Origin of the sequence: Halomonas denitrificans (genome assembly GCA_019800895.1) — a bacterium.
Classification (GTDB): domain Bacteria; phylum Pseudomonadota; class Gammaproteobacteria; order Xanthomonadales; family Wenzhouxiangellaceae.
Map to the genome: position 1 here is coordinate 160078 of JAHVKF010000001.1, position 26788 is coordinate 186865.

At 68.4% G+C, this 26788-nt stretch carries 18 protein-coding genes and 1 pseudogene; 5 read left to right on the plus strand and 14 right to left on the minus strand.

Features of this window, described 5'->3' with window-relative positions:
* Positions 1–35: 35 nt before the first annotated feature.
* Positions 36–2609, plus strand: a complete 2574-nt coding sequence (locus KUV67_00675) for a zinc-dependent metalloprotease (protein MBY6203389.1) — start codon at positions 36–38, stop codon at positions 2607–2609.
* A 12-nt stretch (positions 2610–2621) separates the two neighbouring features.
* Here the strand turns inward: KUV67_00675 and thrA are convergent, their stop codons facing one another.
* The 3 genes from thrA to KUV67_00690 all read right to left on the minus strand — a co-directional run bounded on the left by thrA (position 2622) and on the right by KUV67_00690 (position 9604).
* Entirely contained in the window at positions 2622–5060 is a 2439-nt protein-coding gene (gene thrA, locus KUV67_00680; GenBank protein MBY6203390.1) for a bifunctional aspartate kinase/homoserine dehydrogenase I, read from the minus strand.
* A 128-nt stretch (positions 5061–5188) separates the two neighbouring features.
* The gene (locus tag KUV67_00685) at positions 5189–8557 is read right to left on the minus strand and encodes an amidohydrolase family protein (protein MBY6203391.1); all 3369 of its coding nucleotides are present in this window, start codon (positions 8555–8557) and stop codon (positions 5189–5191) included.
* Between the two features lie 54 nt (positions 8558–8611).
* Entirely contained in the window at positions 8612–9604 is a 993-nt protein-coding gene (locus KUV67_00690) for a 5'-nucleotidase (GenBank protein MBY6203392.1), read from the minus strand.
* Between the two features lie 245 nt (positions 9605–9849).
* Here KUV67_00690 and KUV67_00695 point away from each other — a divergent pair, with 245 nt between their 5' ends.
* The gene (locus KUV67_00695) at positions 9850–11637 is read left to right on the plus strand and encodes a GGDEF domain-containing protein (protein ID MBY6203393.1); all 1788 of its coding nucleotides are present in this window, start codon (positions 9850–9852) and stop codon (positions 11635–11637) included.
* 7 nt (positions 11638–11644) lie between these two features.
* On the opposite strand, the gene serS is transcribed toward KUV67_00695, so the two are convergent.
* The 11 genes from serS to KUV67_00750 all read right to left on the minus strand — a co-directional run bounded on the left by serS (position 11645) and on the right by KUV67_00750 (position 21171).
* Complete coding sequence (serS, locus tag KUV67_00700; protein MBY6203394.1) at positions 11645–12928, minus strand: serine--tRNA ligase; 1284 nt, start codon at positions 12926–12928, stop codon at positions 11645–11647.
* Between the two features lie 60 nt (positions 12929–12988).
* A complete protein-coding gene (locus KUV67_00705) occupies positions 12989–14269 on the minus strand; it encodes an adenylosuccinate synthase (protein ID MBY6203395.1) in 1281 nt (426 codons plus the stop codon).
* 73 nt (positions 14270–14342) lie between these two features.
* Positions 14343–14528 (minus strand): DUF2065 domain-containing protein, encoded by a 186-nt coding sequence (locus KUV67_00710; GenBank protein MBY6203396.1) that lies wholly within the window; start codon positions 14526–14528, stop codon positions 14343–14345.
* Positions 14529–14534: 6 nt separating this feature from the next.
* Positions 14535–15386: a protease modulator HflC gene (gene hflC / locus KUV67_00715; protein ID MBY6203397.1), complete on the minus strand. Its 852-nt coding sequence runs from the start codon at positions 15384–15386 to the stop codon at positions 14535–14537.
* Between the two features lie 9 nt (positions 15387–15395).
* A complete protein-coding gene (hflK, locus tag KUV67_00720; GenBank protein ID MBY6203398.1) occupies positions 15396–16556 on the minus strand; it encodes an FtsH protease activity modulator HflK in 1161 nt (386 codons plus the stop codon).
* A gap of 136 nt (positions 16557–16692) precedes the next feature.
* Positions 16693–18003: a GTPase HflX gene (hflX, locus tag KUV67_00725; GenBank protein MBY6203399.1), complete on the minus strand. Its 1311-nt coding sequence runs from the start codon at positions 18001–18003 to the stop codon at positions 16693–16695.
* The gene (hfq, locus tag KUV67_00730) at positions 18003–18245 is read right to left on the minus strand and encodes an RNA chaperone Hfq (GenBank protein ID MBY6203400.1); all 243 of its coding nucleotides are present in this window, start codon (positions 18243–18245) and stop codon (positions 18003–18005) included. Before hfq ends, hflX begins: the two co-directional genes overlap by 1 nt.
* A gap of 155 nt (positions 18246–18400) precedes the next feature.
* Positions 18401–19282, minus strand: coding sequence for a tRNA (adenosine(37)-N6)-dimethylallyltransferase MiaA (gene miaA, locus KUV67_00735; GenBank protein ID MBY6203401.1), 882 nt, complete (start codon positions 19280–19282; stop codon positions 18401–18403).
* A gap of 74 nt (positions 19283–19356) precedes the next feature.
* The gene (gene dnaQ, locus KUV67_00740) at positions 19357–20064 is read right to left on the minus strand and encodes a DNA polymerase III subunit epsilon (protein ID MBY6203402.1); all 708 of its coding nucleotides are present in this window, start codon (positions 20062–20064) and stop codon (positions 19357–19359) included.
* 44 nt (positions 20065–20108) lie between these two features.
* Positions 20109–20546 (minus strand): ribonuclease HI, encoded by a 438-nt coding sequence (gene rnhA, locus KUV67_00745; GenBank protein MBY6203403.1) that lies wholly within the window; start codon positions 20544–20546, stop codon positions 20109–20111.
* Positions 20547–20559: 13 nt separating this feature from the next.
* Positions 20560–21171, minus strand: a complete 612-nt coding sequence (locus tag KUV67_00750; protein MBY6203404.1) for a class I SAM-dependent methyltransferase — start codon at positions 21169–21171, stop codon at positions 20560–20562.
* A 55-nt stretch (positions 21172–21226) separates the two neighbouring features.
* Between KUV67_00750 and gloB the strand changes: the two genes are divergently transcribed.
* The 3 genes and pseudogenes from gloB (at position 21227) to metH (ending at position 26766) form a co-directional block, all read left to right on the plus strand.
* Positions 21227–21994 (plus strand): hydroxyacylglutathione hydrolase, encoded by a 768-nt coding sequence (gene gloB, locus KUV67_00755; GenBank protein MBY6203405.1) that lies wholly within the window; start codon positions 21227–21229, stop codon positions 21992–21994.
* 196 nt (positions 21995–22190) lie between these two features.
* On the plus strand, positions 22191–23033 hold the full coding sequence (locus KUV67_00760) for a methyltransferase domain-containing protein (protein MBY6203406.1): 843 nt from the start codon (positions 22191–22193) through the stop codon (positions 23031–23033).
* Positions 23030–26766 (plus strand): annotated as a pseudogene (gene metH, locus KUV67_00765) (methionine synthase). The gene KUV67_00760 and the pseudogene metH overlap by 4 nt, the downstream one beginning before the upstream one ends.
* Positions 26767–26788: the final 22 nt, after the last annotated feature.

Below are 26788 nucleotides of genomic sequence, written 5' to 3' on the forward strand. Positions count from 1 at the left end.
GCATACTCGGACGCTGCTGTCCCGTCCGAGCATCGATGAATCCGATAACTCCCGACCCCGTTCTCTTTTTTCGCGCGTCGTGCATCGCGGCCGCAATCGTGTTGCTCCTGGCCGGCCCGGGCATGGCCGCCCCGTCCGGCGGCACCCCTCCCGCTCCGGAGCCGGTCGGCTTCGAGCAGGCCACGGCGGAACTCGACCGGCTCGAAGGGCTGTTCGAGGTCTATCTGGACCGCGACCGCGGCCGTGTCCTGGCCGCCCTGCCCGCGCCGTCGGCCGACGGTACGCTGCTGCGATTCCTGCACGCGCTGCGGCTCACGCGCGGACTCGGCTCGAACCCCCTCGGCCTGGATCGCGGCTGGGGCGACGCCGGCCGCATCCTGCGCTTCCGCAGGGTGGGCGAACGGGTCCTGGTCGAAGCCGAGAACCTTGACTACCGGGCCGAGGGCGCTGCCGAACGGGAACGGTCCGCGGTGGCCGAATCCTTCGCCCGCTCGTTCCTCTGGAGCACCGAGGTCCTGGCCGAAGACGATTCCGGCCGGGTGCTGGTCGATCTCTCCGGTTGGCTCGTCCGTGACGGACTCGGGCTGGCCCGACGCCTCGGCGCGGACGGCGGCAGCTTCAAGCTCGCGGACGATCGCTCGATGCCCGACCCCGGATCGCTGCTGGTATTTCCGGACAACGTCGAGATCGATGCTTGGATCACGTTCGCCGGCGACGACCCCGGCCCGCAGGTGCGCGCCACGGCTGCAGACCCGCACAGCGTCACGCTGGTCCAGCACCACAGCTTCGTGCGCCTGCCCGATGACGGCTACCGCGTCCGCGCGGCCGATCCCCGCAGCGGCAGCTTCGAGCTGGCGTTTCGCGACTACGCCGCGCCGCTCGATGCCCCGATCGTGCGCCGCTACGCGGTGCGTCATCGCCTGCAGTACGCGGAACCCGGCGACCCCGCTTCCGGCATCGTCGAACCAATCGTGTTCCATATCGACCCCGGCGCACCGAAGCGGATCCGCGATGCCCTGGTCGACGGCGCCTCCTGGTGGGCGGACGCCTTCGAAGCCGCGGGATTCCCGGACGGCTACCGGGTCGAACTGCTGCCCGAGGATGCCCATCCACTCGACATCCGCTACAACGTGGTCCAGTGGGTGCATCGCCAGACCCGCGGTTGGTCCTACGGCGGCGGGGTGATCGATCCGCGGACCGGCGAGATGATCAAGGGCCACGTCATCCTCGGTTCCCAGCGGGTCCGGCAGGACCGCATGATCTTCGAAGGCCTGGCCGGCGTCGAGGCCACGGGGACGGGCCGCGAGGACGACCCGGTCGAGCTCTCGCTGGACCGGATCCGCCAGCTGGCCGCCCACGAGGTCGGCCATGCGCTGGGCTTCGGCCACAATTTCGCCGCCTCGAGCAACGACCGGGCTTCGGTCATGGACTACCCCGCGCCCTGGGTCGACCTCCGCGACGGCGAGCTGGACTTCAGCCGGGCCTACGGTCGGGGAATCGGCGACTGGGACCGGGTCACGGCCCGGTGGCTGTACGGCGAGTTTCCGGCCGGGGTCGACGAAGCGGAAGCGCTCGACGCCGTCCTGGAAGACGCGTTTGCGCGCGGACTGCGCTACGTCGCCGACGAACACGGGCGCGATGTCGCGGAGGCGCACCCCCACGCGTCGGTCTGGGACAACGGCAGCGACCCGGTCGAGGAACTGCGGCGCACGATCGCGGTGCGCCACCATGCACTCCAGCGATTCGGTCCCGACCGGATCGCGCCCGGTCGACCGCTGGCGGAACTCCGCGAGGTCCTCGTGCCGATCTATCTCTACCACCGCTACCAGGTCGACGCGGCGGCCAAGCTGATCGGCGGCGTTGCGTTCCGCTACGCCGAGCGCGACCCGGTCCGTGAACGCCGGAACGACGTCGTGGAACCGGTCGACGGAGCCGCCCAGCAGCGCGCGCTCGACGCGCTCCTCGAGACGCTGGCGCCGGACCTCCTCGACCTGCCCGACGACTTGCTGGCCCGGCTGCCGCCGGGTACCCGCGGGTTCGGCTTCGAGGATGCGCCCGCCGAGACGCTGGCCGCTCGAACCGAGCCCGCCTTCGATCCGTTCACCGCCGCCGAGACGGCCGCCGACCTCACGCTCGCCGCACTGCTGGCACCGAGGCGTGCCGAGCGCCTGGTCCGCCAGCATGCGCTGGACAACGAATTACCGGGCCTGGAACACGTGCTGGACGCGATCGAACGCCGTGTCGTCGGCGCGCTGGCCGACCGCGATGGCGCTCGCGGCGGGCTGATCGCCCAGCGGGTCGCGGGCCGCTTCGCCGCGGCCCTGATCCACCTCGATGCGCCGAGCGCGTCGCCCGAGGTGCGCGCGTCGAGCCGGGCCGCCCTGGAATCGCTGCTCGAGGCCCTACCGCGGCGTACGGATCCCGCCTTCGCGGCGTGGCTCCAAGGCCAGGTCCGCGGCCACCTCGACCGACCGGCGCCACCCATGGACCCGGCACCGCCCGGCCCGGCCGTGCCGCCGGGCAGTCCGATCGGAAGCGCAAGCGGCGGTTGGAACGGCGGTGTCGGCACCGCGCCGATGCGCGGCGAAGCCTGCTGGCATTGCGGCTGAAGCGCGACGACCTCAGCCCAGCGACTGGGCGATCCGGAGCAGGTCGGAGAACACCCCGGCGGCGGTGACGTCGGGCCCCGCCCCCGGGCCCTGCACGATCAGCGGGTTGTCGCAGTAGCGGCGGGTCCGGAACGCGACCACGTTGTCGGTCAGGGCCAGGTGGGCGAAGGGATGGTCGCCGGGCAGCTGCTCCAGGCCGACCCGGGCGCTGCCGTCGGATGCCAGGCGCGCGGTGTATCGCAGGCACCCACCCGCAGCACGCGCGGCCTCGAGCCGTCGGCTCATCGCCTCGTCCATCTCCGGCAGCGCGTCGAATACCGCCTCGGCACCCGACAGGTCGGCGGTGGGCAGCAGTGGATCGATTTCGATGGCGTCCAGGGTCAGCGGAAGACCGAGCTCGCGCCCGAGGATCACGAGCTTTCGCGCCACGTCCATGCCGGAAAGGTCGTCGGCCGGATCGGGCTCCGTGTAACCGGCGTCGTGGGCTTCGCGCACCAGGCCCGAGAAGGTCATGCCGGGCTCGAACCGGTTGAACAGCCACGCCAGCGTGCCCGAGAAGATGCCTTCGATCGAATCCACCCGGTCGCCGCTGTCGACCAGGTCGCGGAGCGTCTGGACCACCGGCAGCCCGGCCCCGACCGTTGCCTCGTAGCGCCACCGCGCCGGACCGTCCGCGTCCAGCCGGCGCAGCTTGCGGTAGCGTTCCAGGTCGCCCGCCCCGGCCTGCTTGTTCGGAGTGATCACGTGAATGCCCGCTTCGAGCCACTCGACGTAGCGGGTCGGCGGGACGTCGCTCGCGGTGCAGTCGATCAATACCGCGTGCGGCAGCCGCTCGGCGCGGACGTGGGCCGCCAGGCGCTCGTAGTCGAGGGGTTCACCAGCCGACAGGTCGCCGGCCATGGCAACGTCGGAGACCTGCGCATCGTCCAGGACCATTGCGCGGGAATTGGCGACCGCGCGAATCTGCAGGTCCAGCCCGGCGGTTTCGGCCAGGCGCGGCGCGGCATCCCGGAGTTGACCGAGAAGCGCCCGCCCGACCTGGCCGGGGCCGATCACTCCGATCGACAGGCTGTGGCGCGACAGGTAGAACGCGGCGTGCAGTGCGCGGAGCGCACGCTCGGACTGGTCGCGGGTCACCGCGATCGAGATGTTGCGCTCGGAACTCCCCTGTGCGATCGCGCGGACATTCACCCCCGCCCGCCCGAGCGCACCGAACAGCCGGCCGGCCACGCCCGGCGCACCGGCCATGCCGTCGCCGACCGCCGCCAGGACCTCGATCCGGTCTTCCTGGCGCACGGCCTGGAGCTGGCCGGCGTCGATTTCACGGGCAAAGGCCTCGGACAGCAATTGTCGGGCCCGGTCCGCATCGACGGCCGGGACCACGCAGCAGATCGAATGCTCGGAGCTGCCCTGGGAAATCATCGTCACCGAGATCGCGCCGCGGTGCAGGGTGGCGAACACCCGCTCGGCGGTCCCCGGCACGCCGAGCATGCCGGCGCCCTCGATGTTGACCAGCGCGAGATCGCGGATCGCCGTCATTCCCTTGACCGGCGGTGTGCCCGAGCCCGCCCGGTCGATGAGCGTGCCCGGCCGATCGGGATGGCGCGTCGACCGAATGCGGACCGGCACGTCGCGCTGCAGAAGCGGCGACAGCGTCTGGGGATGGAGCACGCGCGCACCGAAATAGGCCAGCTCGAACGCTTCTCGATAGGAAAGGCGCTCGATGACCTGCGCATTCGGAACCCGGCCCGGATCGGCATTCAGGACGCCGTCGACGTCCGTCCAGATCTGCACTTCACCGGCGTCCAGCAGGGCCGCCAGGATCGTCGCAGTGAAGTCGCTGCCGTCGCGCCCCAGCGTCGCGATCCTGCCCTGCTCGTCGCGACAGCAGAAGCCGGTCACGACCAGGCGATCGGGCGCGTCGTTCGTGATCGCCGCCAACCGTTTCCGGCTGTCGTCGAGCAGCGCGATCGGGCCGAGCTCGCCGCGGCGGATCCGGATCACCTCGCGCGCATCGACGAAGCGACTGGCCTGGCCGCGAGCCCGGAACGCACCGTCGAGCAGGCGCGCCGACCACTGTTCGCCCAGGGCCGAAACGAGTTCCAGGGCCTCCTCCGGCACCGAGCCCAGCAGGCCGAAGCTTTCGAGCAGGTGTCGAAGGCGGCGGAAGGACACGGCCATCGGCTCGATCGCCTCGGGCTCCAGACCGAGCATCGTGGCGCATTCGAGGTGGCGCGACCGGAGGGCTTCGAAGGCCTCCGGCCAGTCGGCGGCGTCACCTGCGGCGCGCTCGGCCAGGTCGATCAGGGCATCGGTGGTTCCCTGCATCGCCGAGACCACAACGGCCTGGCGCCGAGCGCCGCTCTCGGCCGTCATCAGGCCGACCACGTGCTCGAACGCTCGGGCATCCGCGAGGCTGCTGCCGCCGAACTTGTGGACGATCCAGTTCATCCGCGTTCCGGGTTCACGTCAGCATCGAGGATAGCCGACCTCGGCGGCGGAACGGCCCGGTCGGCGGAAACGAAGACGCCGGGGCGACCCCGGCGTCCTGCAACAGGATAGTGCGCGTGATCGTGCGATCAGTGGTCGTCGTGCGTCCAGCCCAGCGCCCGCGCCATCGCCTCGAAGCGCTGGTGGGTGGCTTCCTGCCAGGCATCGCCACCCGGGCGCTCGAAGAAGAACGGTTCGCGCGGCTCGGAGACCGGGGCCACCTGGTCCATCGTGGCGGCGTCGTAGAGTCGGCCGTTGAGCATCGTGTAGGCGACGTTCTGGCTTTCGCGGATGTTCTCGAGCGGGTTGCCGTCGATGACCACGAGGTCGGCCAGCTTGCCTTCCTCGATCGAACCGATTTCGCCGTCCATGCCGAAGTAGGCCGCCCCATCGATGGTCGCACCGCGGAGGGCCTGGAACGGCGTGAAGCCGCCCTGCTCCATCATCCAGAATTCCCAGTGCGCTCCGAGACCGGCGAGCTGACCGTGCGCCCCGATGACCACCGGCACCCCGAGCTCGTTGAGCTCCAAGGCCTCTTCGGCCACGGCGATGTGGTTGTAGTGCTCGTCCGGCGCGGTCGGGCGACGGATCGAGCGCGGATAGACGATCGACCTGGGCGTGAAGGCCATCAGCCGGTCGTTCTTCCAGACCTCGGTCCGGTCGTACCAGTACTCCTCGCCCATGAGGCCGCCGTAGGCCACCACGAAGGTCGGCGAATACACGACCTCGGTCTGGCTCCAGAGCTGGTCGATGTCGGACCGGATGCGCTGCACCGACAGGCTGTGCTCGATGCCTGTGTGGCCGTCGACGATCTGGGTCAGGTTCTGTTCCAGGCGCATGCCACCCTCGGGAACGACGAGCATGCCGAGCTCGCGACCGGCGCGGAGCACCTGCTGACGCTGATCCCGACGGAGATAGTTGTAGCTCTTGACCGAGATCGCTCCCTGCTGCTGCTGTCGCCGCACGTGGAACAGGGCGTCCTCGTAGTCGTCGATCCGGGCGGTCGCTCCGGGGAACAGGCCCGCATAGAGAATCCGGCCGGTCGAGAAGATGCGCGGGGCCAGCGAGCGGCCGGTGCGCTGCAGCTCGGCCATCGAGAAGATGCCCCAGTTGTCGTTCGACGGATCGTGAACGGTGGTCACGCCGAATGCGAGGTTGGCGTACTGCATCCAGTTCTGTTTCGGCTGCAGTTGCTCGTTGCTCATCGCGCCGTGGGCATGGGCATCGACCAGGCCCGGAATCACCGTGTGGCCGGACACATCGACGACGCGGTATCCGTCCGGGATCTCGACGTCGTCGGCCGCGCCCACCGCTTCGATGGTGTTCCCGCGGACCAGCACGACGCCGTTCTCGATGATTTCCTCCCGTTCGTAGGCGTCGCGCATCGTGACCACGCGGCCGCCGGTCAGCGCGATCCGGCCGTCCGGTACATCGGCATCGACCTCGAAGGCGAGGTCCCGGCCTTCCGTGACCGGCTCCGGGAGTTCGTCGGGCGCGCCTTCGAGAAACGCGAACGCATCGTTCAGCGGTCGCCGGTACAGCGTCGAGCCGTAGGACCAGCCCAGGGTCGAGCCGTCGTCCAGCCAGTGCAGCACCTCCCCGGCTCGCGCCGAGACCTGGCGCACCGGATACGCCGACGTCGATGAACTGATCGAGACCGGCTTGCCCGCGGCGAAGAACGGGGCGACGTAGGCGTTGTAGTCCTGGGTGAAGGCAACCCAGCGGCCGTCGGGTGAAACGCTGTACTCGGTCACCCAGTCGCCGTTGAGGTGCGTACGTTCGTCGTTGCCGTCGAGATCCACGCTCTTGAGCGCGAGCGTGGTCGTATCCGTCCGCTCCGTGTACAGGATGCGTTCGCCGTCGGCCGAGAACTGCGGATTGCTGCCGCCTTCGACGACCCGGACGGGCTCGCCGCCGTCGACCGGGACACGGTAGATGCCCGGTCGCTCGGACCAGGTCGGCGAGGTCAGGTAGCCGCCCGTGGTCTTGCGGAACACCACCTGCCGACCGTCCGGCGAGAATGCCGGTTCGACGTAGTGCCCGGGCTCGTCCGTGAGCACCCGCTCGCCACCACGCCCGATGCGACGGACCCGGACGCTGCCCAACGCTTCGTCGTCGAAGGTGGTGTAGACCACCGATTCGCCGTCGGGCGAGAACCGCGGGTGGAATTCCCAGTGCTCGTCCTGGTCGGTCAGCCGGCGCCGGCGATCCGAATCGAGATCGTGGACCCAGACATGACCCAGCGCCTGGTACAGCGCCCGTTCGCCGTCCGGCGAATGCTGGTTCCAGCGCAGCATGCGCAGGTCGACGGTCTCCGGCGCGACCGGCGTTTCGAGGCGCAGCGCCGGCTGGACGCGGCGCGTATCGCGGACCCGGAAGGAGATCGCGGAGCGCTCGCCGTCCAGGTTCACGCGATGCAGCCCTCCGTTGCTCCAGAGGACCAGGCCCTCGCCGTCGGGCAGCCAGGCGAAGCCCGGATAGTTGCCGCGATCTCCGCTGGTCTCCTGCATGTCGCGCGACAGGCCGTCGAACAGGGTCGTCTCGACGCCCGACTCCAGGTCCTTGATCATCAGGCGGCTGGAGAGTTCGGTCGGGTTGCGCCGGACGAACGCGAGGTAGCCGCCGTCCGGGGAAGGCACCGGGCGCACCGCGCCGCCGGGCCCCGAAACCACGGTTTCGGTCTCGCCGGTCTCGCGATCGAGGCGCCGGATCGCGAACACGCCGGCGTTGGCATCCTTGTTGTACTGCCAGACCGTACCGGAGGTCACATCCTGGCTGAAATACAGGTAGCGGCCGTCGGGCGAGAATGCAGGCTCGGCGATGTTCTTCTGCGACTGCTCGCCGTGCAGCCGTTCGACCAGTTCCACGCCCCCGCCGCCCGAGCGGTGGTACATCCAGATCGAGCCGGCCGGGATCGAGCGCGCCGAGACGTAGCCCTTGCGCGCCGCGATGAACTCTCCGTCGGGCGTCCAGGCCGGATTGTGCAGCAGCTGGGCCTGCTCGTCGGTCACCTGCTCCAGGTCCTCGCCATCGGCCGACATGGTCCAGATGTTCTCGGCACCGCCCCGGTCGCTGATGAACGCGATCCGGCGACCGTCGGGGCTGAAGGTCGGCTGGAAGTCCCAGGCGATGCCCGAAGTCAGCGGTCGGGCATCACCGCCGCCGACGTCGACCCGGTAGAGGTCGCCGAGGAGATCGAACACCACGGTCCGGCCGTCCGGGCTGACGGTCACCGTCGACCAGGTCACTTCGTCGGTGTCGATGTCGACCTCCACCCATTCGTCGGGCGGGTCCTGCACGTCCCAGGTCTCGCTGCCCTCGGCGTCGATGCAACCGTCGCTGTCGGCCGGCGTTTCGCAACCGCCCGGCGTCTCGACCTCGACGGGCGGCTCCTGGGCCAGCGCCGGCGGAACGAAAAACGCGATAAAAAACAATGCAATCAGAATCTTGTGAAACATATCTATTCCATGACTTGAAGTAAGGCCGAGCGCTGGGCGAATGCCGTGGGTCGGTCAGGATGGCGTGCCGGCTCCGTCGTCGTTGCCGTCGTCCCGTCCGTCGTCACCGGCCTCGTCGGCCGACGCTTCGTCCGGGCCGGAGGACGCCGGTTCGTTGGCCACGCCGTGCGGGACGTGACCGGTGGCGATGACCTGGCTGGCGCTCTCGCAATGCAGCGCCTGGTCGTCGAAGAAGATGTCCGCTCCGAATGCCCGCAGGAACGTGGCCTTGTCGCGACCGCCGAGGAACATCGATTCGTCGATGCGGATGCCCCACGCGCGCAGGGTCATGATCACCCGCTTGTGCGCCGGCGCCGAGCGCGCCGTGACCAGGGCGGTGCGGACCGGCGTCTCGTCGGCAGGGTACGCCGACTGGATGCGGTGGATCGCTTCCAGCACCGCCTTGAACGGTCCGGCACGCAGCGGCGTCATTGCCGCCTCGCGTTCGCTGGACGAGAACGCTTCCAGGCCCTGGGTCTTGTAGACCCGCTCGGCCTCGTCGCTGAAGATCACCGCGTCCCCGTCGAAGGCGATCCGCAGCTGCCCGGAACGATTCTCGCGGGTCGCCTGGGGAAGAATGGTCGCCGCTGCGTAGCCGGCCATGAGCACCTTTCGAACGTCTTCGGCATTGGCCGAGAGGAACAGGTCGGCGCCGACCGGCTCGATGTAATTGGCCGGGCTGGCCCCGTTCGTGAACACCGCACGCTCGATCTTCAGCCCGTGGTGCTCGATCGAGTTGAAGATTCGCAGCCCCGTGTCCGCGCTGTTGCGGGAGAGCAGCAGTACCTCCACCCCGGGGTGATCCATCTCGTCGTCGTTCAGCGCGAGCAGCTTGGTGACCAGGGGGAACGCCACGCCCGGCTGCAGCACTTCATCCTCTCGCTCGCGCTGGTAATCCATGTAGGCCTGGAGGCCTCGCTCCTCGTAGATCTGGTGGGTGGAATCCAGGTCGAACAAGGCGCGCGAGGAAATCGCGACCACCAGCGGCTTGTCACTGGAATCGATCATCGGCGCGAGACGCGGCACGAGCGGCGACGCAGGAATGCGCGCATCGAGGAGGGCATCGACATGGCCGAAATGATAGCGCAAGCGCGCCACGCGCAGGCCCGGCCCCGCTCACGGCATCGGCGCGTTCCGGACGAATCGAACGGCGAGGCGGGACGTCGACCGGCCGCCGAGGCGGCTTTTCAAGGCCGGCGCCAGCGGCTATGCTGGCCGACCAGCCTCGCCACGCCGTCCGGACCCCGCCCCTCATGCCGCGCCTCCGCCTTCTATCGTCGCTGATCCTGCTTGCGACGCTCTCGCTGGCCACGGCCCAGCCGAACGCGCACGACACCACCAACGAAGGGTCCCTGGATCGCCTGCTCGACGACATCGAACGGGCGACCTATCGCTCGTCCTCGGTCGACGTCGAGCGACAACTCGAAGCACTCGAGACCCGGATCGACGACGCCACGCCCCGTCAACAGCACCGCTTCGAACTGCTGCGGATCCGCATCCTGGCCCGAAGCGGGCGGCTCGACGAGGCGGCCGAGCGCTCAAGCCGCCTGGTCGAATCGCTCGGGGCCATGGATCCGGACCTGGCCCAGCGCGCGCTGAACCTCGCCACCAACGTCCTGGTCGTCGACGGCCGCTTCGACGAGGGCTTCCGCTACTTCCGGCGGGCGCTCGATCACGCGCCCGCGGTCGCCGACCCGCAGATGCGTGCTGACACCTACAGCGTTGCGGCCGAGTTCTACGACCGGATCGGCGAAACCGCGACCGCGGTGTCGTATGCCGATCAGGCGCTGGCCCTGGCCCGTCAGCACGGGCTGGACCGCCAGGCCTGCATCGCGCTGGAGCGAGGGGCCCGGGCCCTGCTGCACAGCCGGGGCCTGGTGGAGGCCGCTGCACGGATGAACTCGGCCATCACCACCTGCGAGCGAGCCGGCGAAAGCGTGTTCAAGGGCCAGGCCGAACTCGGCCTGGCGATTGCGCGTCACGAACTGGGCGAGCCGGAGCAGGCGTCGGCGCTGATCGAGCAGGCCGCGACCACCTTCGCCCGGGCCGAGTTCCCCGAGGGCCTCCTGGAACTGCGCGTGACGCGCGCCGAGTGGGCGCTGGCGGACGGCGACCTGGAGCGGCTGGAAGAATTGCTTGCGGAGATCGAACCGCAGCTCGACCGCCCCGGCGAACTGGACGTCCGCGCCCGGGCATGGCACCTGCGTGCGGAGCTGGCCGAACGCCTCGGCGATCGCTATGCCGCTCTGGACGCGTTTCGCCGCGCGATGACGCTACGGCAGGAACGCTCGGAGCGACAGCGCACGATGCGGATCGCGCTGCTGATCAATGAACAGGACACCGCGGCGCGCTCCCAGGAACTGACGATGCTGCGCGACCGGAACCGGGCGCTGGAGCTCGAGCACGAGCGACGGCAGCAGGCCGACCTCGGCCTGATCTACGGCGGCAGCGGAGCGCTGGTGGCTGCCATTCTGGTGATCGTCCTGCTGTTCAAGACCGGCAGCGACCGCAAGCGCTTCCAGCGGATGTCCCAGCGCGACGGGCTGACCGGCCTGCTCAACCACACACGATTCTTCCAGCTGGCCCACCAGGCCTACCAGCGCTGCCGGCAGCAGGAGCGGCCCTTCGTCATCGTCGTGGCCGATATCGACCTGTTCAAGCAGATCAACGATGAGCACGGTCACCTGCTCGGCGACGCGATCCTGCAGCGGACCGGCACCTGCCTGCGCGAGGCCTTCGGCGACGATGCGTTGATCGGCCGGCTCGGGGGCGAAGAGTTCGGTATCGCGCTGCCGGGTGAGGACACCGACGCGGCGGTCGCGCGCATCGAGCACCTGCGTGCCGTGATCAACGAATCGCGCGCCGAGAACGAACCGTCGATCACCCTGAGCTTCGGGGTTGCGGAGCGAGGCCGCGAGCGCGATCTCGATGCACTGTACGCGCGCGCCGATCAGGCGCTCTACGACGCCAAGGACGCCGGACGGAACCGCGTCGTGACCGTCGCCCGGCTGGTCCTCGAATCGGCGCGGTTCACGACCTGAGTCGGACTCAGGCGACCGGGACCAGCCGTTCCTCGTCGCCCAGGTAGCGCCGCAGCGCTTCGGGCACGATCACCGAACCGTCCCGCTGCTGGTAGTTCTCCAGCACGGCGACCAGGGTCCGGCCGACCGCAAGGCCCGATCCGTTGAGCGTGTGCACGAGCTCGGGTTTGCCGGTTTCCGGGTTGCGCCAGCGCGCCTGCATCCTGCGCGCCTGGAATTCGCCGAAGTGACTGCACGAGGAAATCTCGCGCCACGCCTGCTGCCCGGGCATCCAGACTTCGAGATCGTGGGTCCTGCGCGCCGCGAACCCCATGTCGCCAGCGCACAGCAGCATGGTACGGAACGGCAGGCCGAGGGCCTCGAGCACCGCTTCGGCGTCGGCGGTCAGCTCGTCGAGGGCCTGCTCGGCCTCCGCGGGCGTCGATATGCGCACCAGCTCGACCTTGTCGAACTGATGCTGCCGGATCATGCCCCGCGTGTCCTTACCGTAGGAGCCGGCTTCGCGCCGGAAACAGGGGGTGTGCGCGACGAACTTCAGCGGCAGCTCGCCGGCATCCAGGATTTCGTCGGCGACCAGGTTGGTCACGGGCACTTCCGCGGTCGGAATCAGGTAGCGCGGTGGATCGTCGTCGATCCGGAACGCGTCGTCCTCGAACTTCGGCAGCTGGCCGGTGCCCTGCATCGCCTCGGCACCCACCAGGTACGGCACGTAGACTTCGCGATAGCCGTGGCGGCCGACGTGCAGATCGACCATGAACTGCGCGAGCGCGCGGTGCAGACGGGCGAGCGGGCCGGACAGCACGGCGAAACGGCTCCCGGCCATCTTCGCGGCGCGTTCGAAATCGAGTCCGCCCAGGGCCTCGCCGATCTCGACGTGGTCGCGCGCCTCGAAGCCCAGCTCCGGAGGCTCGCCGCTCCGCCGCAGTTCGACGTTGTCGGACTCGTCGCGACCGTCCGGCACATCGTCGGCCGGCAGGTTCGGCATGTCGAGCAACAGGTGATCCAGCGCGGCGCGGACCTTGTCGAGTTCGGCGGCGACGTCCTTCAGTTCCTCGCCGATCCGCGCGACCTCGGCCTTCAACGGCTCGATGTCCTCTCCGCGTTGCTTCGCCTGGCCGATCGACTTCGATCGCGAGTTGCGCTGGTTCTGCAGCTCCTGCTGGCGGGTCTGCAGCGACTTGCGTCGCGTTTCCAGGGCGGCGAAGTGCTCGCGGTCCAGCGGGTAGCCCCGACGGGCCAGGCCGGCCGCAACGCCTTCGAGGTCGTTGCGCAACAGTTGAGGATCAAGCATGGTCGATGTCCTTCTGGATCGTCGAATGGCGGTCCCTGGCCCGGGCCTCGGGACCGCGCGTCATTGGTACGGGTGGCGGAAGATCACGTTGGCTTCGCGCTCGGGCCCCGTCGAGAGCATGTGGATCGGCGCCTCGACGAGAGCCTCGATGCGGTCGAGGTAGGCTCGAGCACCGGACGGCAGTCGACCCTCGTCGGTAATCCCCCGCGTGTCGCCCTCCCAGCCCGGGATCGTTTCGTACACCGGCCGCGCCCTGGCCCACTCCTCCGCACCGAGCGGGAACGCATCGACGCCTTCGTAGGCGACGCAGACCTTCACTTCATCGAATCCGTCGAGGACGTCCAGCTTGGTCAGGCACAGGCCGCTGACGCCGTTGACGCGGACCATCCGGCGCAGCGCCACCGCGTCCAGCCAGCCGCAGCGCCTCGGCCGACCGGTGGTCGCGCCGAACTCGACGCCGCGCTCGGCCATCCTTCGTCCGTACTCTTCGTCGAGCTCGGTCGGGAACGGCCCCGAACCGACCCGGGTCGTATAGGCCTTGGTGATGCCGAGCACGTAGTCGATGTCGCCCGGACCGACGCCTGCACCGGTCATCACGCCGCCGATCGTGGTGTTCGAGGACGTGACGAACGGGTAGGTGCCGTGATCGATATCCAGCAGCGCACCCTGGGCACCCTCGAACAGCAACGCCTTGCCTTCGCGTCGAAGCGTGTGCAGTTCATCGGTGACGTCGCACAGCATCGGCTTGAGCAGTTCGCCGTAGCGCGCCGCGTCGTCGGCGACCTGGGCCACGTCCAGCGGTTCGGCCTTGTAGTAATGCTCGAGCAGGAAGTTGTGGTAGTCGAGCACGCCACCAAGCTTGTCCTCCAGGCGGGCCGGATCGGCCAGGTCGGCAAGGCGGATGCCGTGGCGCGACGCCTTGTCTTCGTAGACCGGGCCGATGCCGCGACCGGTCGTGCCGATGGCCTTCTTGCCGCGCGCCTTCTCCCGCGCACGGTCCAGCGCCTCGTGGCAGGCCAGGATGGCGGGACAGGCGCTCGACAGGCCCAGGCGGCCGCGGACCTCGATGCCGGCCGCCTCCAAGCCTTCGATTTCCTTCATCAGGGCATGCGGTGCGACGACGACGCCGTTGCCGACGAGGCAGCGAGCGCGGTCGGTAAGAATGCCCGAGGGAATCAGGTGCAGGACGGTCTTCTTGCCGTCAACCACCAGCGTGTGACCGGCGTTGTGGCCGCCCTGGAAGCGGACCACTGCATCGGCGTCATGCGCCAGCAGGTCCACGATCTTGCCCTTGCCCTCGTCGCCCCACTGGGTTCCGAGGATCACTACGGATCGACTCATCTGATCGACTCCATGAATCTGTTTCGTTAGCGCTGTTCGCGGCCCTATCCGGCCGCCGTCGCGGTGGTTCGGTTCAGCGTGCGAGGTGGAAGATCACGGCACCGACCACGATCAGGCCGATACCGAAACTGCGCAAGGAGCTGTCGGGCAGCTCGCCGAGCTGCTCGACGAGGCCGCGCCATCCGCGCGGGTTCAGCGCCGGCATCAGCCCTTCGATGATCATCGCCAGGCCCAGCGCCAGCAGCAGGTCATTCCACATCGCGCGCTATCGCTGCTGGTCGAGATACCGGAAGAAGTCCGAGCCCGTATCGAGCAGCATGACGTCACGCTGGCCGCCGAAGCTGGCCTCGTAGGCCTCGAGACTGCGCAGGAACGCATAGAACTCCGGGTCGCGCTGGTAGGCATTGGCGTAGATTTCGGTCGCCCGTGCATCGCCCTCACCACGAATTCGCGCCGCATCACGCTCGGCTTCGGCGAGCAGGACCCGCACCTGGCGATCGGCCTCGGCCTGGATTTCTTCGGCCCGTTCGCGACCCAGCGACCGCAGCTCGTTGGCGAACTCGGTCCGCTGCGTTTCCATCCGATCGAACACCGAGTCGAGCACTTCCTCGGTCAGCTCGATCTTCTTGATCCGGACATCGTTGACTTCGATGCCGAAGTCGCCGACCCGCTCGTTGGCGCGCGCCTGGATCGTGCTCATCATGTCGCGACGCTGCTCCGACACGACCTCCGACAGCGTCCGCTGTGCAAACTCGTCGCGGAGGTCGTTGCGGAACAGCTGCGCCAGACGCGAGCGGGCGATCGCCAGATCGCCGCCGGACGTCGACGTGTAGAAACGCGACGGATCGACGATCCGCCACTTGACGTAGTAATCGACCTCGACGAACTTCTGCTCGGCGGTGTTCATTCGCTCCGGCGGCATGTCGAGGGTGATCAGGCGGCGGTCGAACTTGACCACGTTGTTGATGAACGGCGTCTTGAAATGCAGCCCGGGCGAATAGTCGTCGCGGATGATCTCCCCAAGGCGGAATTTCAGCGCCGACTCGGTTTCATCGACGATGAACACGCTCTGCAGGCCGACCACGAGGGCGATGACGACCAGGATGGGAATCAGGATTCTCATGGATCAGCGCCCCTCGCGGCCCGTGCGGCCGCGCGTAGGAGTGGGTGAATTCGAACGGCTCTGTTCTTCGCTGGACATCAGCGGCGGCGGCGGAACCGAACGGGCCGACGAGGCGCGCTCGCCTCCGATCAGCCCGTCGAGCGGCAGGTACAGCATGTTGTTGCCGTCCTCGACGTCCAGCAGCACCTTGGGCACGGTCGAGTAGAGGTTCTGGAGCGACTGGAGGTACAGGCGCTGCCGGGTGACTTCGGGTGCCTGGGCGTACTCTTCGTAGAGCGCGATGAAGCGATCGGCTTCACCCTCGGCCTGGGCGATCAGCGACTCCCGGTAGCCCTGCGCCTCCTCGCGAATCCGCGCAGCCCGCCCTCGGGCCTCGGGCACGACCTGGTTGGCGTACGCCTGGGCCTGGTTGGCGAAGCGGATCTGGTCCTCGCGGGCACGAACCACGTCGTCGAAGGAATCCTGGACCTGGTTCGGCGGCTGCACTTCCTGGAGGTTGAACTGGGTGATCTCGATCCCCGAATCGTAGCGATCGACGATCTGCTGCAGCAGTTCGCCGGCCGAGGTCGCGATCAGGCCACGCCCGACCTCGAGAATGAAGTCCATGTTGTTGGTGCCGACGACTTCGCGGATCGCGCTGTCCGTCGCCTCGCGCAGCGAGCGTTCCGGTTCCTGGACCTGGAACAGGAATTTCTCCGGCTCGACGACCCGGTACTGGACCGCGTAGCCCAGATCGATCAGGTTCTCGTCGCCGGTCAACATCCGGGATCGATTCTCGATCGAGCGGACCTGCTCGACATTGACCTTGCGCACCGTTTCGACCGGCGCGGGCAGAGTCAGGTTGAAGCCCGGCATCAGCGTGCGGGTGTAGTCACCGAAGCGCAGCACGACGCCCCGCTCCGATTCGTCGATGATGTGGATCGAGTTCCAGACGACCCAGATGCCTGCGAGCACGACCAGCAGCATGAGGATGCCGCCGAATCCGGGGCCGCCCTCGGAGCCACTGGACGAGGGCTCGCCGCCGCCGTCGCCGCCGAGAATCTTCTTCAGCCGCTTCTGCACATTCGCGAAGACTTCGTCGAGGTCCGGCGGGCGTTGCCCGTCGCCACCCTTCCAGGGATCCTGTCCGTTGCCGCCGCCGCGGCCCGGTTCGTTCCAGGGCATTCCGTTCTCCGATTGATGAACCGCTCCGAGGCAGCGGTTCGTGGGTTCGTTTCGCGATCGGATCGACCGATCGTGCGACCGGGCACTGGTACGCGCAACCCCGTTCGGGCCGCGCGAACCAACGCCGGAATCCAGGTCAGGATTTTAACAGGTGTTCGTCGACCCACGATCCATCCCGACCGCCGAGTCGCTGGAGTTCGCGCGCATCACGCCGGGCCAGGTCCACGGTCAGGCGGCTGGACCCGTCGTCGTTGACTTTTTCGTCCTCGATCGCGCCGAGCGCGAACAGGCGCGACCGCAGCCGCTGCAGACCGGCCGGCAGCGTCACGTCGGCGTGGATCCTGCCCCCGCCCACCGCGTCGACCAGGGCCGTGCGCAGCAGGTCCAGGCCCTCGCCGGTCATCGCCGAAACCCGCACCTGGACCGGCCGACCATCCGGCCCGTGCTCGACCCCGGCCGCTTCGTCGCTGCGGTCGATCTTGTTGTAGACGCGCAGGCGCGGAAGCTCACCGGCGCCGATCTCGTCGAGGACCTCGTCGACCGTGGCGATCTGCGCATCGCGCTCCGGATCCGAGGCATCGATCACGTGGACCAGCAACGATGCCGAAAGCGTTTCTTCCAGCGTGCCGTGGAACGCGGCAACGAGCTCGTGCGGGAGATCCTGGATGAACCCCACCGTGTCGCTGGCGAGGATCGCACCGCCGTCGATCGAGTCGATCCGACGGACCGTGGGATCCAGCGTCGCAAACAGCTGGTCGCGCTCGACCACCTCGGACTGCGTGAGCCGATTGAACAGCGTCGACTTGCCGGCGTTGGTGTAGCCCACCAGGGCCGCCAGCGGCAGCGCGCTGCGCTCCCGGGCCCGCCGGCCCTGCGCCCGTCGCTGGGCGACCCGCTCCAGGCGGCGCCGCAGCTGGCGGATTCGCCCGGCCAGCAAGCGCCGGTCGGTTTCCAGCTGGGTTTCCCCCGGACCCCGCATGCCGATCCCGCCGCGCTGTCGCTCGAGGTGCGTCCACCCGCGCACCAGGCGGGTGGCCAGGTGCTCGAGCTGGGCCAGTTCGACCTGCAGCTTGCCTTCGTGGGAGCGTGCACGCTGGGCGAAGATGTCGAGAATCAGCGTCGTCCGATCGAGGACGGCGACGCCGACGTCGCGCGACAGGTTCCGCTCCTGGATCGGACTGAGACGGTGATCGACCAGGACCAGGCCGGCCTCGTGCGCGGCGACCGCCGCCTTGATCTCCTCGACCTTCCCGGAGCCGACGAGGGTCCGCGCATCGGGTTGGTCGCGCCGGGCGCCGAGCGCAGCCACGACCTTGCAGCCTGCCGATTCGGCCAGCAGGCGGAATTCTTCCATGGCTCGCTCGGACAGCGGCGCACCGAAGGTCGGGTGGAGCAGGACCGCTCGCTGCCGGTGCGCAGCGGGACGATCAACGGGTTCGGAGCCGATCAATCGTCGTCCGTCTCCCCGCTCGGCGCCAGGCGCACGTTGCGCGCCGGCACGACGGTCGAAATCGCGTGCTTGTAGATCATCTGGCTGACGGAGTTCTTCAACAGCACCACGAAATTGTCGAAGGACTCGATCTGGCCCTGGAGCTTGATTCCGTTGACGAGGAAGATCGAGACCGGAACCCGCTCCTTGCGGAGCGCATTCAGGAATGGATCCTGGAGCGATTGACCCTTGCCGGACATTGGAAGTCTCCTTATTGTTTTATCGTGATTTCGGATCGATTTCCGGTCACGGAAAGTCTGCTTCGAACCCGTGATGGACGCGTCGCGGCTCGTTCGTCCCTCCGCGCTCGCCGCCGCAGCCTCACCCCCGACTGTCTGCGACGTCCGGCGCTGCCTCATTGCATACCGAGCGAGGCTGCGAAACGTCCTGTTCTTCGGATTATGCGGTCGATCGTTGCAGGGTTCAACGGGTCGTACCATCGGGCGCCGGTCCACTGGCGCAACGCGGTGAGCTGTCGCTTGGCCAGCCGACGGGTCGCTCCGGCACCCCGCCGCACCAGCCCTTCGTCGTCGAACTCGCCCCTCAGCCGCTGCACCGCCTGGCGGTAGCCCACCGCGCGCAGGACCGGCCCGTCCGGGTCCAGGCCCGGCCGACGCAGCAGCGCTTCGACTTCGCGCAGTAAGCCGGCCGCGAGAATGCTCGACCACCGACGGTCGATGCGTTCGTGCAGTCGCGATCGATCGGCCGGCGTGAGGACGATCATCAGGCTCTCGCGCATCCGGTCGGCGCCCCGGCCGGTCCACAGCGACGACGGCGCTCGCCCCGTGAGCTCATGGATCTCCAGCGCCCGGACGATCCGCTGTGGATCGGTGGGCCGGATCCGGCGGCCGGCGATCGGATCGATCGAGAGGAGCCGGGCGTGAAGCGCGGCCCAGCCAGCCTCTCCGGCCTCGCTCTCCAGCCTCGCTCGCACCGCGGCATCGGCGGCGGGAAGCGCGTCCAGGCCGTAGCGCAGCGCTTTGAGATACATGGTCGTTCCCCCGACCAGCACCGGCAGCCGGCCGGCCGCGTGCGCCGCCTCCATGCACCGCCGTGCATCGCACACGAAGTCCGCGGCCGAATAGGGGTGCTCCGGATCACGAATGTCGATCAGGTCGTGCGGAAACCGGGCCAGCTCGTCCGCGGTCGGCTTGGCCGTGCCGATGTCCATGCCGCGGTAGACCTGGGCCGAATCGACGCTGATCAAGCGACAGGGGAAGGCCTCGGCCAGCGCCATGGCCAGCGCGGTCTTGCCGGCCGCGGTCGGGCCGGCCAGGACCACGCAGGGCGAGAGCCGGTCGGCGTCCTGCGTCAGCGCTCGAGCGTCCGCCACAGGCAACCCGCGTCGCCGGCCGCCGCCTCGATCGCGTCCAGGCGCTGCTCGTGGGCGGCACGCTCGCACGGCTCGGCGCGGCGGACCTTCAGCCGGCTCGAATCGATGTCCAGGGGCGTCTGCGCGTGCTCGACGGACGAGGCGGTCGACAGGTCGAGCCCGAGGTCGACCTGGCCGCCGGTCATCAGCAGGTAGACGTCGGCGAGCAGCTCCGAATCGAGCAGCGCTCCGTGCAACGTTCGATTCGAGTTGTCGACCTCGTAGCGCCGGCACAGGGCGTCGAGACTGTTCCGCTGCCCGGGATGCAATTCCCGGGCGAGTTCGAGCGTGTCCAGCACCTGGGCCAGGTCGGCAATGCGCGGTGCGTCAGGCAGCCGGGCCAGTTCGGCATCGAGGAAGCCGACGTCGAAGGCCGCGTTATGGATGATCAGCTCGGCGTCGCGGATGAAACCAATGAACTCGTCGGCGATCTCGGCGAACACCGGCTTGTCCTCGAGGAAATCATCGCTGAGGCCGTGGACCTCCAGCGCGCCGTCCTCGACCGAGCGCTCGGGATTGATGTACTTGTGGAACTGACGGCCGGTGAGCGACCGATCGATCAGTTCCAGCGCGCCGATCTCGATGATCCGATGGCCCTCCTGGGGTTCCAGGCCGGTGGTTTCCGTATCCAGCACGATCTGGCGCATGGTGGTTCCTCGTTCGAAATCCGGTGCGGGCAGGAGGCGGCGGATCAGCCCCTGCGGCCGATCGCCTCGGTGGCCAGGCGGTCGGCGCGCTCGTTCTCGGGATGACCCGAGTGTCCCTTAACCCAGGACCACTCCACCTCGTGGCGCGACGCGGCTTCCTGCAGGCGCTGCCAAAGATCGGCGTTCTTCACCGGCTTCTTCGAAGCGGTCTTCCAGCCGTTGCGCTGCCAACGCGGCAGCCATTCGGTGATGCCCTGGCGCACGTAGTTGGAGTCGGTCGTCAGGTGCACGCGACAGGAACGCTTCAGCGACTCCAGCGCGCGGATCGCGGCCATGAGCTCCATCCGGTTGTTCGTGGTGTCGCGCTCCCCACCGGACAGTTCCTTCTCCGAGTCGCGATAGCGAAGCAGTGCGCCCCACCCGCCGGGCCCGGGATTGCCGCTGCAGGCGCCGTCGGTCCAGATTTCCACGTGATCGCTCATGCTGCAGGCTTCCTCATGCGGCGCGGCAACTCGTGCCCTGGGCCGCACCGTACGCTCCACCGGCGCCGACGAAGCCGCGACGCAACTCCAGGCGGCGGACCGTCGCTGCCCGCGGCGGCTTGCGACCGACCACGAGCAGCAGCGGAGAAACGCCCGGCAGGACGCTGGCCCAGTGGCGGCGGCGCGGAATCTGGAGTTCGAGATCGTGGCTGGCATGCTGGTACACGAAGCGCGGCCAGACCGGTAGCTTCAGGGCGTCGCGTCCGAGCTCCCGCCAGCTCGCCCGGTGCCACGGGTTGGCCGACACGGAGACCACCAGGCCGCCCGGAGCGAGGACCCGCAGCACTTCGTCGAAGCGAGCGCGCGCGTCGAAGTCCCAGAACAGGTGACGGACCAGCATCGCCGGCACGCTCTCGTCGGCGAACGGCAGCAACGCGGCAGTCGACCGCACCGGCCAGATCCAACCGGTCGCGTCGAGCAGCATCCGATGGCGGGGCACGTCGATGGCCGGCGAGGGGCTGCTGGCCGGCGACAGCTCGAGCACCCAGTCGACCCCGGCGCCGTGCAGCACGCGGGGAACCAGGGCGTTCTCGGCCTGCTGAAGCGACGCGAATCCGGCGGACATGACGACGGGTCGTTAGAATCCAGAAAGGCTCGAAGCATAGCAGAAGGGACAGTCCATGACGCTCCAGGTCGACGCCGTTCCCGCCTTCGACGACAACTACATCTGGGTCCTGCACGACGGCCGCCATGCCGCCCTGGTCGACCCCGGCCAGGCCGAGCCCGCGCTTCGCCATCTGGACCGGCACGGGCTGAGCCTGGGCGCGATCCTGCTCACCCACCACCACCACGATCACGTCGGCGGCGTCGATCGACTCCTGGAGACCGCGGAGGTTCCCGTGTTCGGCCCGCCCGACCCGCGCATCCCCCAGGTCTCCACGCCGTGCCGGGACGGCGACCGGATCTCCATCGATGCGCCGGACCTGAAATTCCGGGTGCTGGAGACCCCGGGCCATACCCGCACGCACATCGCCTTCTACGGTCACCGCAGGCTGTTCAGCGGCGACACGCTGTTCTCGATCGGCTGCGGCAAGCTGTTCGAAGGCACGCCGGAGCAGATGCAGGCCTCCTTCGACAAGCTCGCCGGGTTACCCGAGGACACGGCGGTCCACTGCGGTCACGAGTACACCCGCGCGAACTGCGAGTTCGCGCTGTCGGTCGAGCCCGGAAACGCGGAGCTTCGCCGCCTGGCCGAGCACGTCGACCGCCTACGGGACGCCGATCGCATCACCCTGCCGTCGACGCTCGGCACCGAGAAACAGTGCAACCCGTTCCTGCGGACGCGCAAGCCGGCCGTCATCGACGCCGCGCGCCGGCGCGATCCGGATTGCTCCGGCCAGCCCGCATCGGTGTTCGGCGTGCTGCGCGCATGGAAGGACGCCGGCTGAGCCCGAGGCCGGCCCGGCCCGTCCCGGCGTCGCATCCGGGCGGTTGCGAAGGCACGCCAGACCCCGTATCCTTTGGTGTATCTTTTGATCCCGATACAAGGATAAGGTCATCGAACTGGAACGCGTCGGGCGTCACTGCTCCCTGCTGGGCGATCCCACCCGCCTGAGGCTGCTGGCGCTGCTCGATCTCGAAGAGTTGACCGTCGCCGAGCTGGCGCAGACCATGCGCCTGGCCCAGCCCCGCGTGTCCACGCACCTGGCCAAGCTGCGTTCCGCCGGGCTGGTCGCGGACCGGCGCGAAGGCGTCTCGGTCTATTACCGGTCGATGACCTCGAACGAGGACTGCGCCCTCTGCCAACTCTGGAATCTCCTGCGCGAGCGCCTCGACGATCCGCAGGTCGCCGCCGACGCCGAGCGGCTGCCGGAGGTCCTGGCCCAGCGCGCCCGCGGCCGCAACTGGCCCGACAGCGTGGCCGGCGACATGGAGCGTCACTACTCGCCGGGACGCAGCTGGGAAGCCACCGCGCGGGCCGTGGTCCAGCTCATCCAGCCCGGCCGAGTGCTCGACATCGCCTCCGGCGACGGCGTCATGGGCGAACTGCTCGGCCGCCGCGCCGACTCCATCGATTGTGTCGACGTGTCGCCGCGCGTGGTCGAGGCCGGCCAGGCCCGGCTCGAATCGCTCGCCAACGTTCGTTTCCACCAGGGCGACATGCACGCGCTGCCGTTCGACGACAGCGCCTTCGACACCGTGCTCCTGCTTCACGCGCTGACCTACAGCGAGCGGCCCGCCGACGCCGCGCGGGAAGCCGCTCGCGTGCTCTGCCCGGGCGGCAGCCTGGTCGCGGCGACGCTCAAGGCCCACCGCCACACCACGCAGGTCGAAGCCTTCGGTCACGTCAACGACGGCTTCGAAGCCGACGAACTGTCCGCGCTGTTCGATGCCTGCGGACTCGACGTGACCTTCTGCGACGTCACGTCGGTGGAAAAGAAGCCGCCCAACTTCGAAATCATCACGCTACTGGCCACGAAACCATGAGTCGAACCGAACCGACCGCCGACCGGCGCGAGCGGGCCTGGCACGACGAACAACGCGTCGGCGCCCTGTTCGACGCCCTCGACCAGCGCATCCTGCTGCTCGACGGCGCGATGGGCACGATGATCCAGTCCGAGAAGCTCGACGAGGACGATTTCCGCGGCGAACGCTTCGTCGATCACCCCGAGGACCTGAAGGGCAACAACGACCTGCTGTCCCTGACCCGACCCGACGTGGTCAAACGCATCCACAAGGCCTTTCTCGAAGTCGGTTGCGACCTGGTCGAGACCAATACCTTCAACGCCAACCGGATCAGCCAGGCCGACTATGCACTCGGAGACCTGTCCGCCGAACTCAACCGGGTATCGGCGGAGCTGGCCCGGGAAGCCTGCGACGAGGTCGAGCGCGAAACCGGCCGAAGCTGCTTCGTGGTCGGCACGTTGGGTCCGACCAACCGGACCGCGTCGATCTCGCCGGACGTATCCAGTCCGGGCTACCGCAACATCACCTTCGACGACCTGGTGGCGGCCTACGCCGAGGCGGTGAAGGGCCTCCTCGACGGCGGCGCCGACCTGCTGATGATCGAGACCATCTTCGACACCCTGAACGCCAAGGCGGCGATCTTCGCCATCGAGGAGGAGTTCGACCGTCGGGGCGAGCGCTGGCCGGTGCTGATTTCCGGCACGATCACCGATGCCAGCGGCCGCACGCTGTCGGGGCAGACCGCCGAGGCGTTCTATTATTCGGTGCGCCATGCCTCCCCCACGGGCGTCGGCTTCAACTGCGCCCTCGGCGCGGACCAGCTCAGGAAGCACGTCGAGGACCTGGCCCGCGTCGCCGAGTGCCTCGTGACCGCGCACCCCAACGCCGGCCTGCCGAACGAATTCGGCGAATACGACCAGTCCCCGGAGGAAATGGCGTCGATCGTCCGGTCCTACGCCGAAGACGGGCTGGTCAACATCATCGGCGGCTGCTGCGGAACCACCCCGGCGCACCTGGCGGCCATCGCCGGCGCGATCGAGGCCTTCCGGCCGCGGACCCTTCGAACCAAGCAGGCGGCATGACTTCCACCCGATCGAACAGACCGCATACTCGTCTGAGCGGGCTCGAACCGCTCGTCATCACCCCCGATCTCGGCTTCGTCAACGTCGGTGAGCGGACCAACGTCACCGGCTCGGCGCGTTTCAAGCGCCTGATCGCCGAAGAGAAGTACGACGAAGCCGTCGAGGTCGCGCTGCAGCAGGTCGAGAACGGCGCCCAGGTCATCGACGTCAACATGGACGAGGGCCTGCTCGACTCCGAACGGGCGATGACCGATTTCCTCAACCTGATCATGGCCGAACCGGACATCGCACGCGTTCCGATCATGGTCGACTCCTCGAAATGGACCGTGATCGAAGCGGGCCTGAAGTGCCTGCAGGGCAAGGGAATCGTCAATTCCATCAGCCTGAAGGAAGGCGAAGAACAGTTCCTCGAGCAGGCCCGCAGGATTCGCCGCTACGGCGCTGCCGTCATCGTGATGGCGTTCGACGAAACCGGCCAGGCGGACTCGGCCGATCGGATGGTCGAGTGCCTGTCCCGGGCCCACGACCTGCTGGTCGAGGAGGTCGGCTTTCCGCCCGAGGACATCATCTTCGACCCGAACATCTTTCCGGTCGCGACCGGCATGGACGAGCACAACAACTATTCCATGGAGTTCATCGAGGCGACGAAGGAGCTGAAGAAACGCTTTCCCGCCTGCCACGTCTCCGGCGGCGTGTCGAACATGTCGTTCTCGTTCCGCGGCAACAACCCGGTCCGGGAAGCCATGCATTCGGTGTTCCTGTACCACGCCACCCGCGCCGGCATGGACATGGGCATCGTCAATGCCGGGCAGCTGGCCGTCTACGACGACATCGACCCCGAGCTGCGCGAACTGGTCGAGGACGTCGTCCTGAATCGACGCGACGACGCCACCGAGCGGCTGCTCGACGCCGCCGACAGGTACAAGGGCGAAGGCCAGAAGCAGGAGAAGGACGAGGCCTGGCGCGAGAAGCCGGTCGCCGAACGCCTGAAGTACGCCCTCGTCAAGGGAATCGACAAGCACGTCATCGACGACACGGAAGAAGCGCGGCAACAGCACGACACCGCACTCGAGGTCATCGAAGGCCCCTTGATGGACGGCATGAACCACGTCGGGGACCTGTTCGGCGACGGCAGGATGTTCCTGCCCCAGGTCGTCAAGTCGGCACGGGTGATGAAGAAGGCCGTCGCCCACCTCGTGCCCTACCTCGAGAAGGAAAAGAAGACCGGCGAGAAGAAAGGCAGCGTGCTGCTTGCGACGGTCAAGGGCGACGTCCACGACATCGGCAAGAACATCGTCGGCGTCGTGCTCGCCTGCAACGGCTTCGAGGTCCACGACCTGGGCGTGATGGTTCCGGCCGACAGGATCCTCGACGAAGCCGAGAAGCACGACGTCGACATGATCGGCCTGTCGGGCCTGATCACGCCTTCGCTGGACGAAATGGTCACCGTCGCCGAGGCGATGCAGAAGCGCGGCATGGAGCTCCCGCTCCTGATCGGCGGCGCGACAACCTCGCGGGCCCATAGCGCCCTGAAGATCGATCCGGCCTACGAGGGCCCCGTGGTCTGGGTCAAGGACGCGTCGCGCTCCGTCGACGTCGTTCGCAAGCTGGCCAGCTCCACCCACCGGGACGCCTACGCGGCCGACGTTGCCGAGGACTACGACGCTTTCCGCGACCGCCACGCCAACCGCAAGCAGCGCAAGCCGCTGATCCCGATCGAGGACGCACGCAAGCGGGCTCTTGAAATCGACTGGAGCGACTGTGGACCGGACAGGCCCCTGAAGCCCGGCATCCACGTCATCGACGACTGGCCGCTCGAGGACCTCGTCGAGGTCATCGACTGGACGCCGTTCTTCCAGACCTGGGAGCTGGCCGGCCGCTACCCGGACATTCTCGAAGACGAGACCGTCGGCGAAGCGGCCACGAGTCTGTTCAACGACGCCCAGGAGATGCTGCAGCGGATCGTCGAGGAGAAGTGGCTGCAGCCGAAGGCGGTCTGCGCGCTGCTGCCCGCGGCGCGCGACGGCGACGACATCCTGCTCTACAAGGACGAGGCGCGCGACGAAGTGCTCGAACGCATGGTCTGCCTGCGCCAGCAAGCCGACAAACCCTCTGCCAACCTGTGCCTGGCCGACTTCGTCGCGCCGAAGGATTCCGGCGTCGAGGACTGGACCGGTCTGTTCGCCGTAACCACCGGCCACGGGCTCGAGGAGGCGAAGAAACGGCTGCCGGACAACGACGACTACGCGGGCATCCTTCTCCAGGCGCTGGCCGATCGCCTCGCCGAGGCGCTGGCCGAGGCCCTGCACGCGCGGGTTCGCCGCGAACTCTGGGGCTACGCCGCCGACGAGGAGCTGTCGAACGAAGAACTCATCAAGGAGAAGTACCGCGGGATCCGGCCGGCGCCCGGCTATCCGGCCTGCCCGGACCACAGCGAGAAGATCAAGCTGTTCGACCTGCTCGACGCGCCCGGCAACATCGGACTGGAGCTCACCGACTCCTTCGCGATGCGTCCGGCGGCCGCGGTCAGCGGCTACTACTTCGGCCACCCCGAATCGAAGTATTTCGTCGTCGGCAAGATCGGCCGCGACCAGCTCGAGGACTACGCGGAGCGCAAGGGCATCCCGATCGAGCAGGCCGAACGCTACCTCCGCCCGATCCTCGACGATTGACGCCGCCGCAGGCGCCCGACCC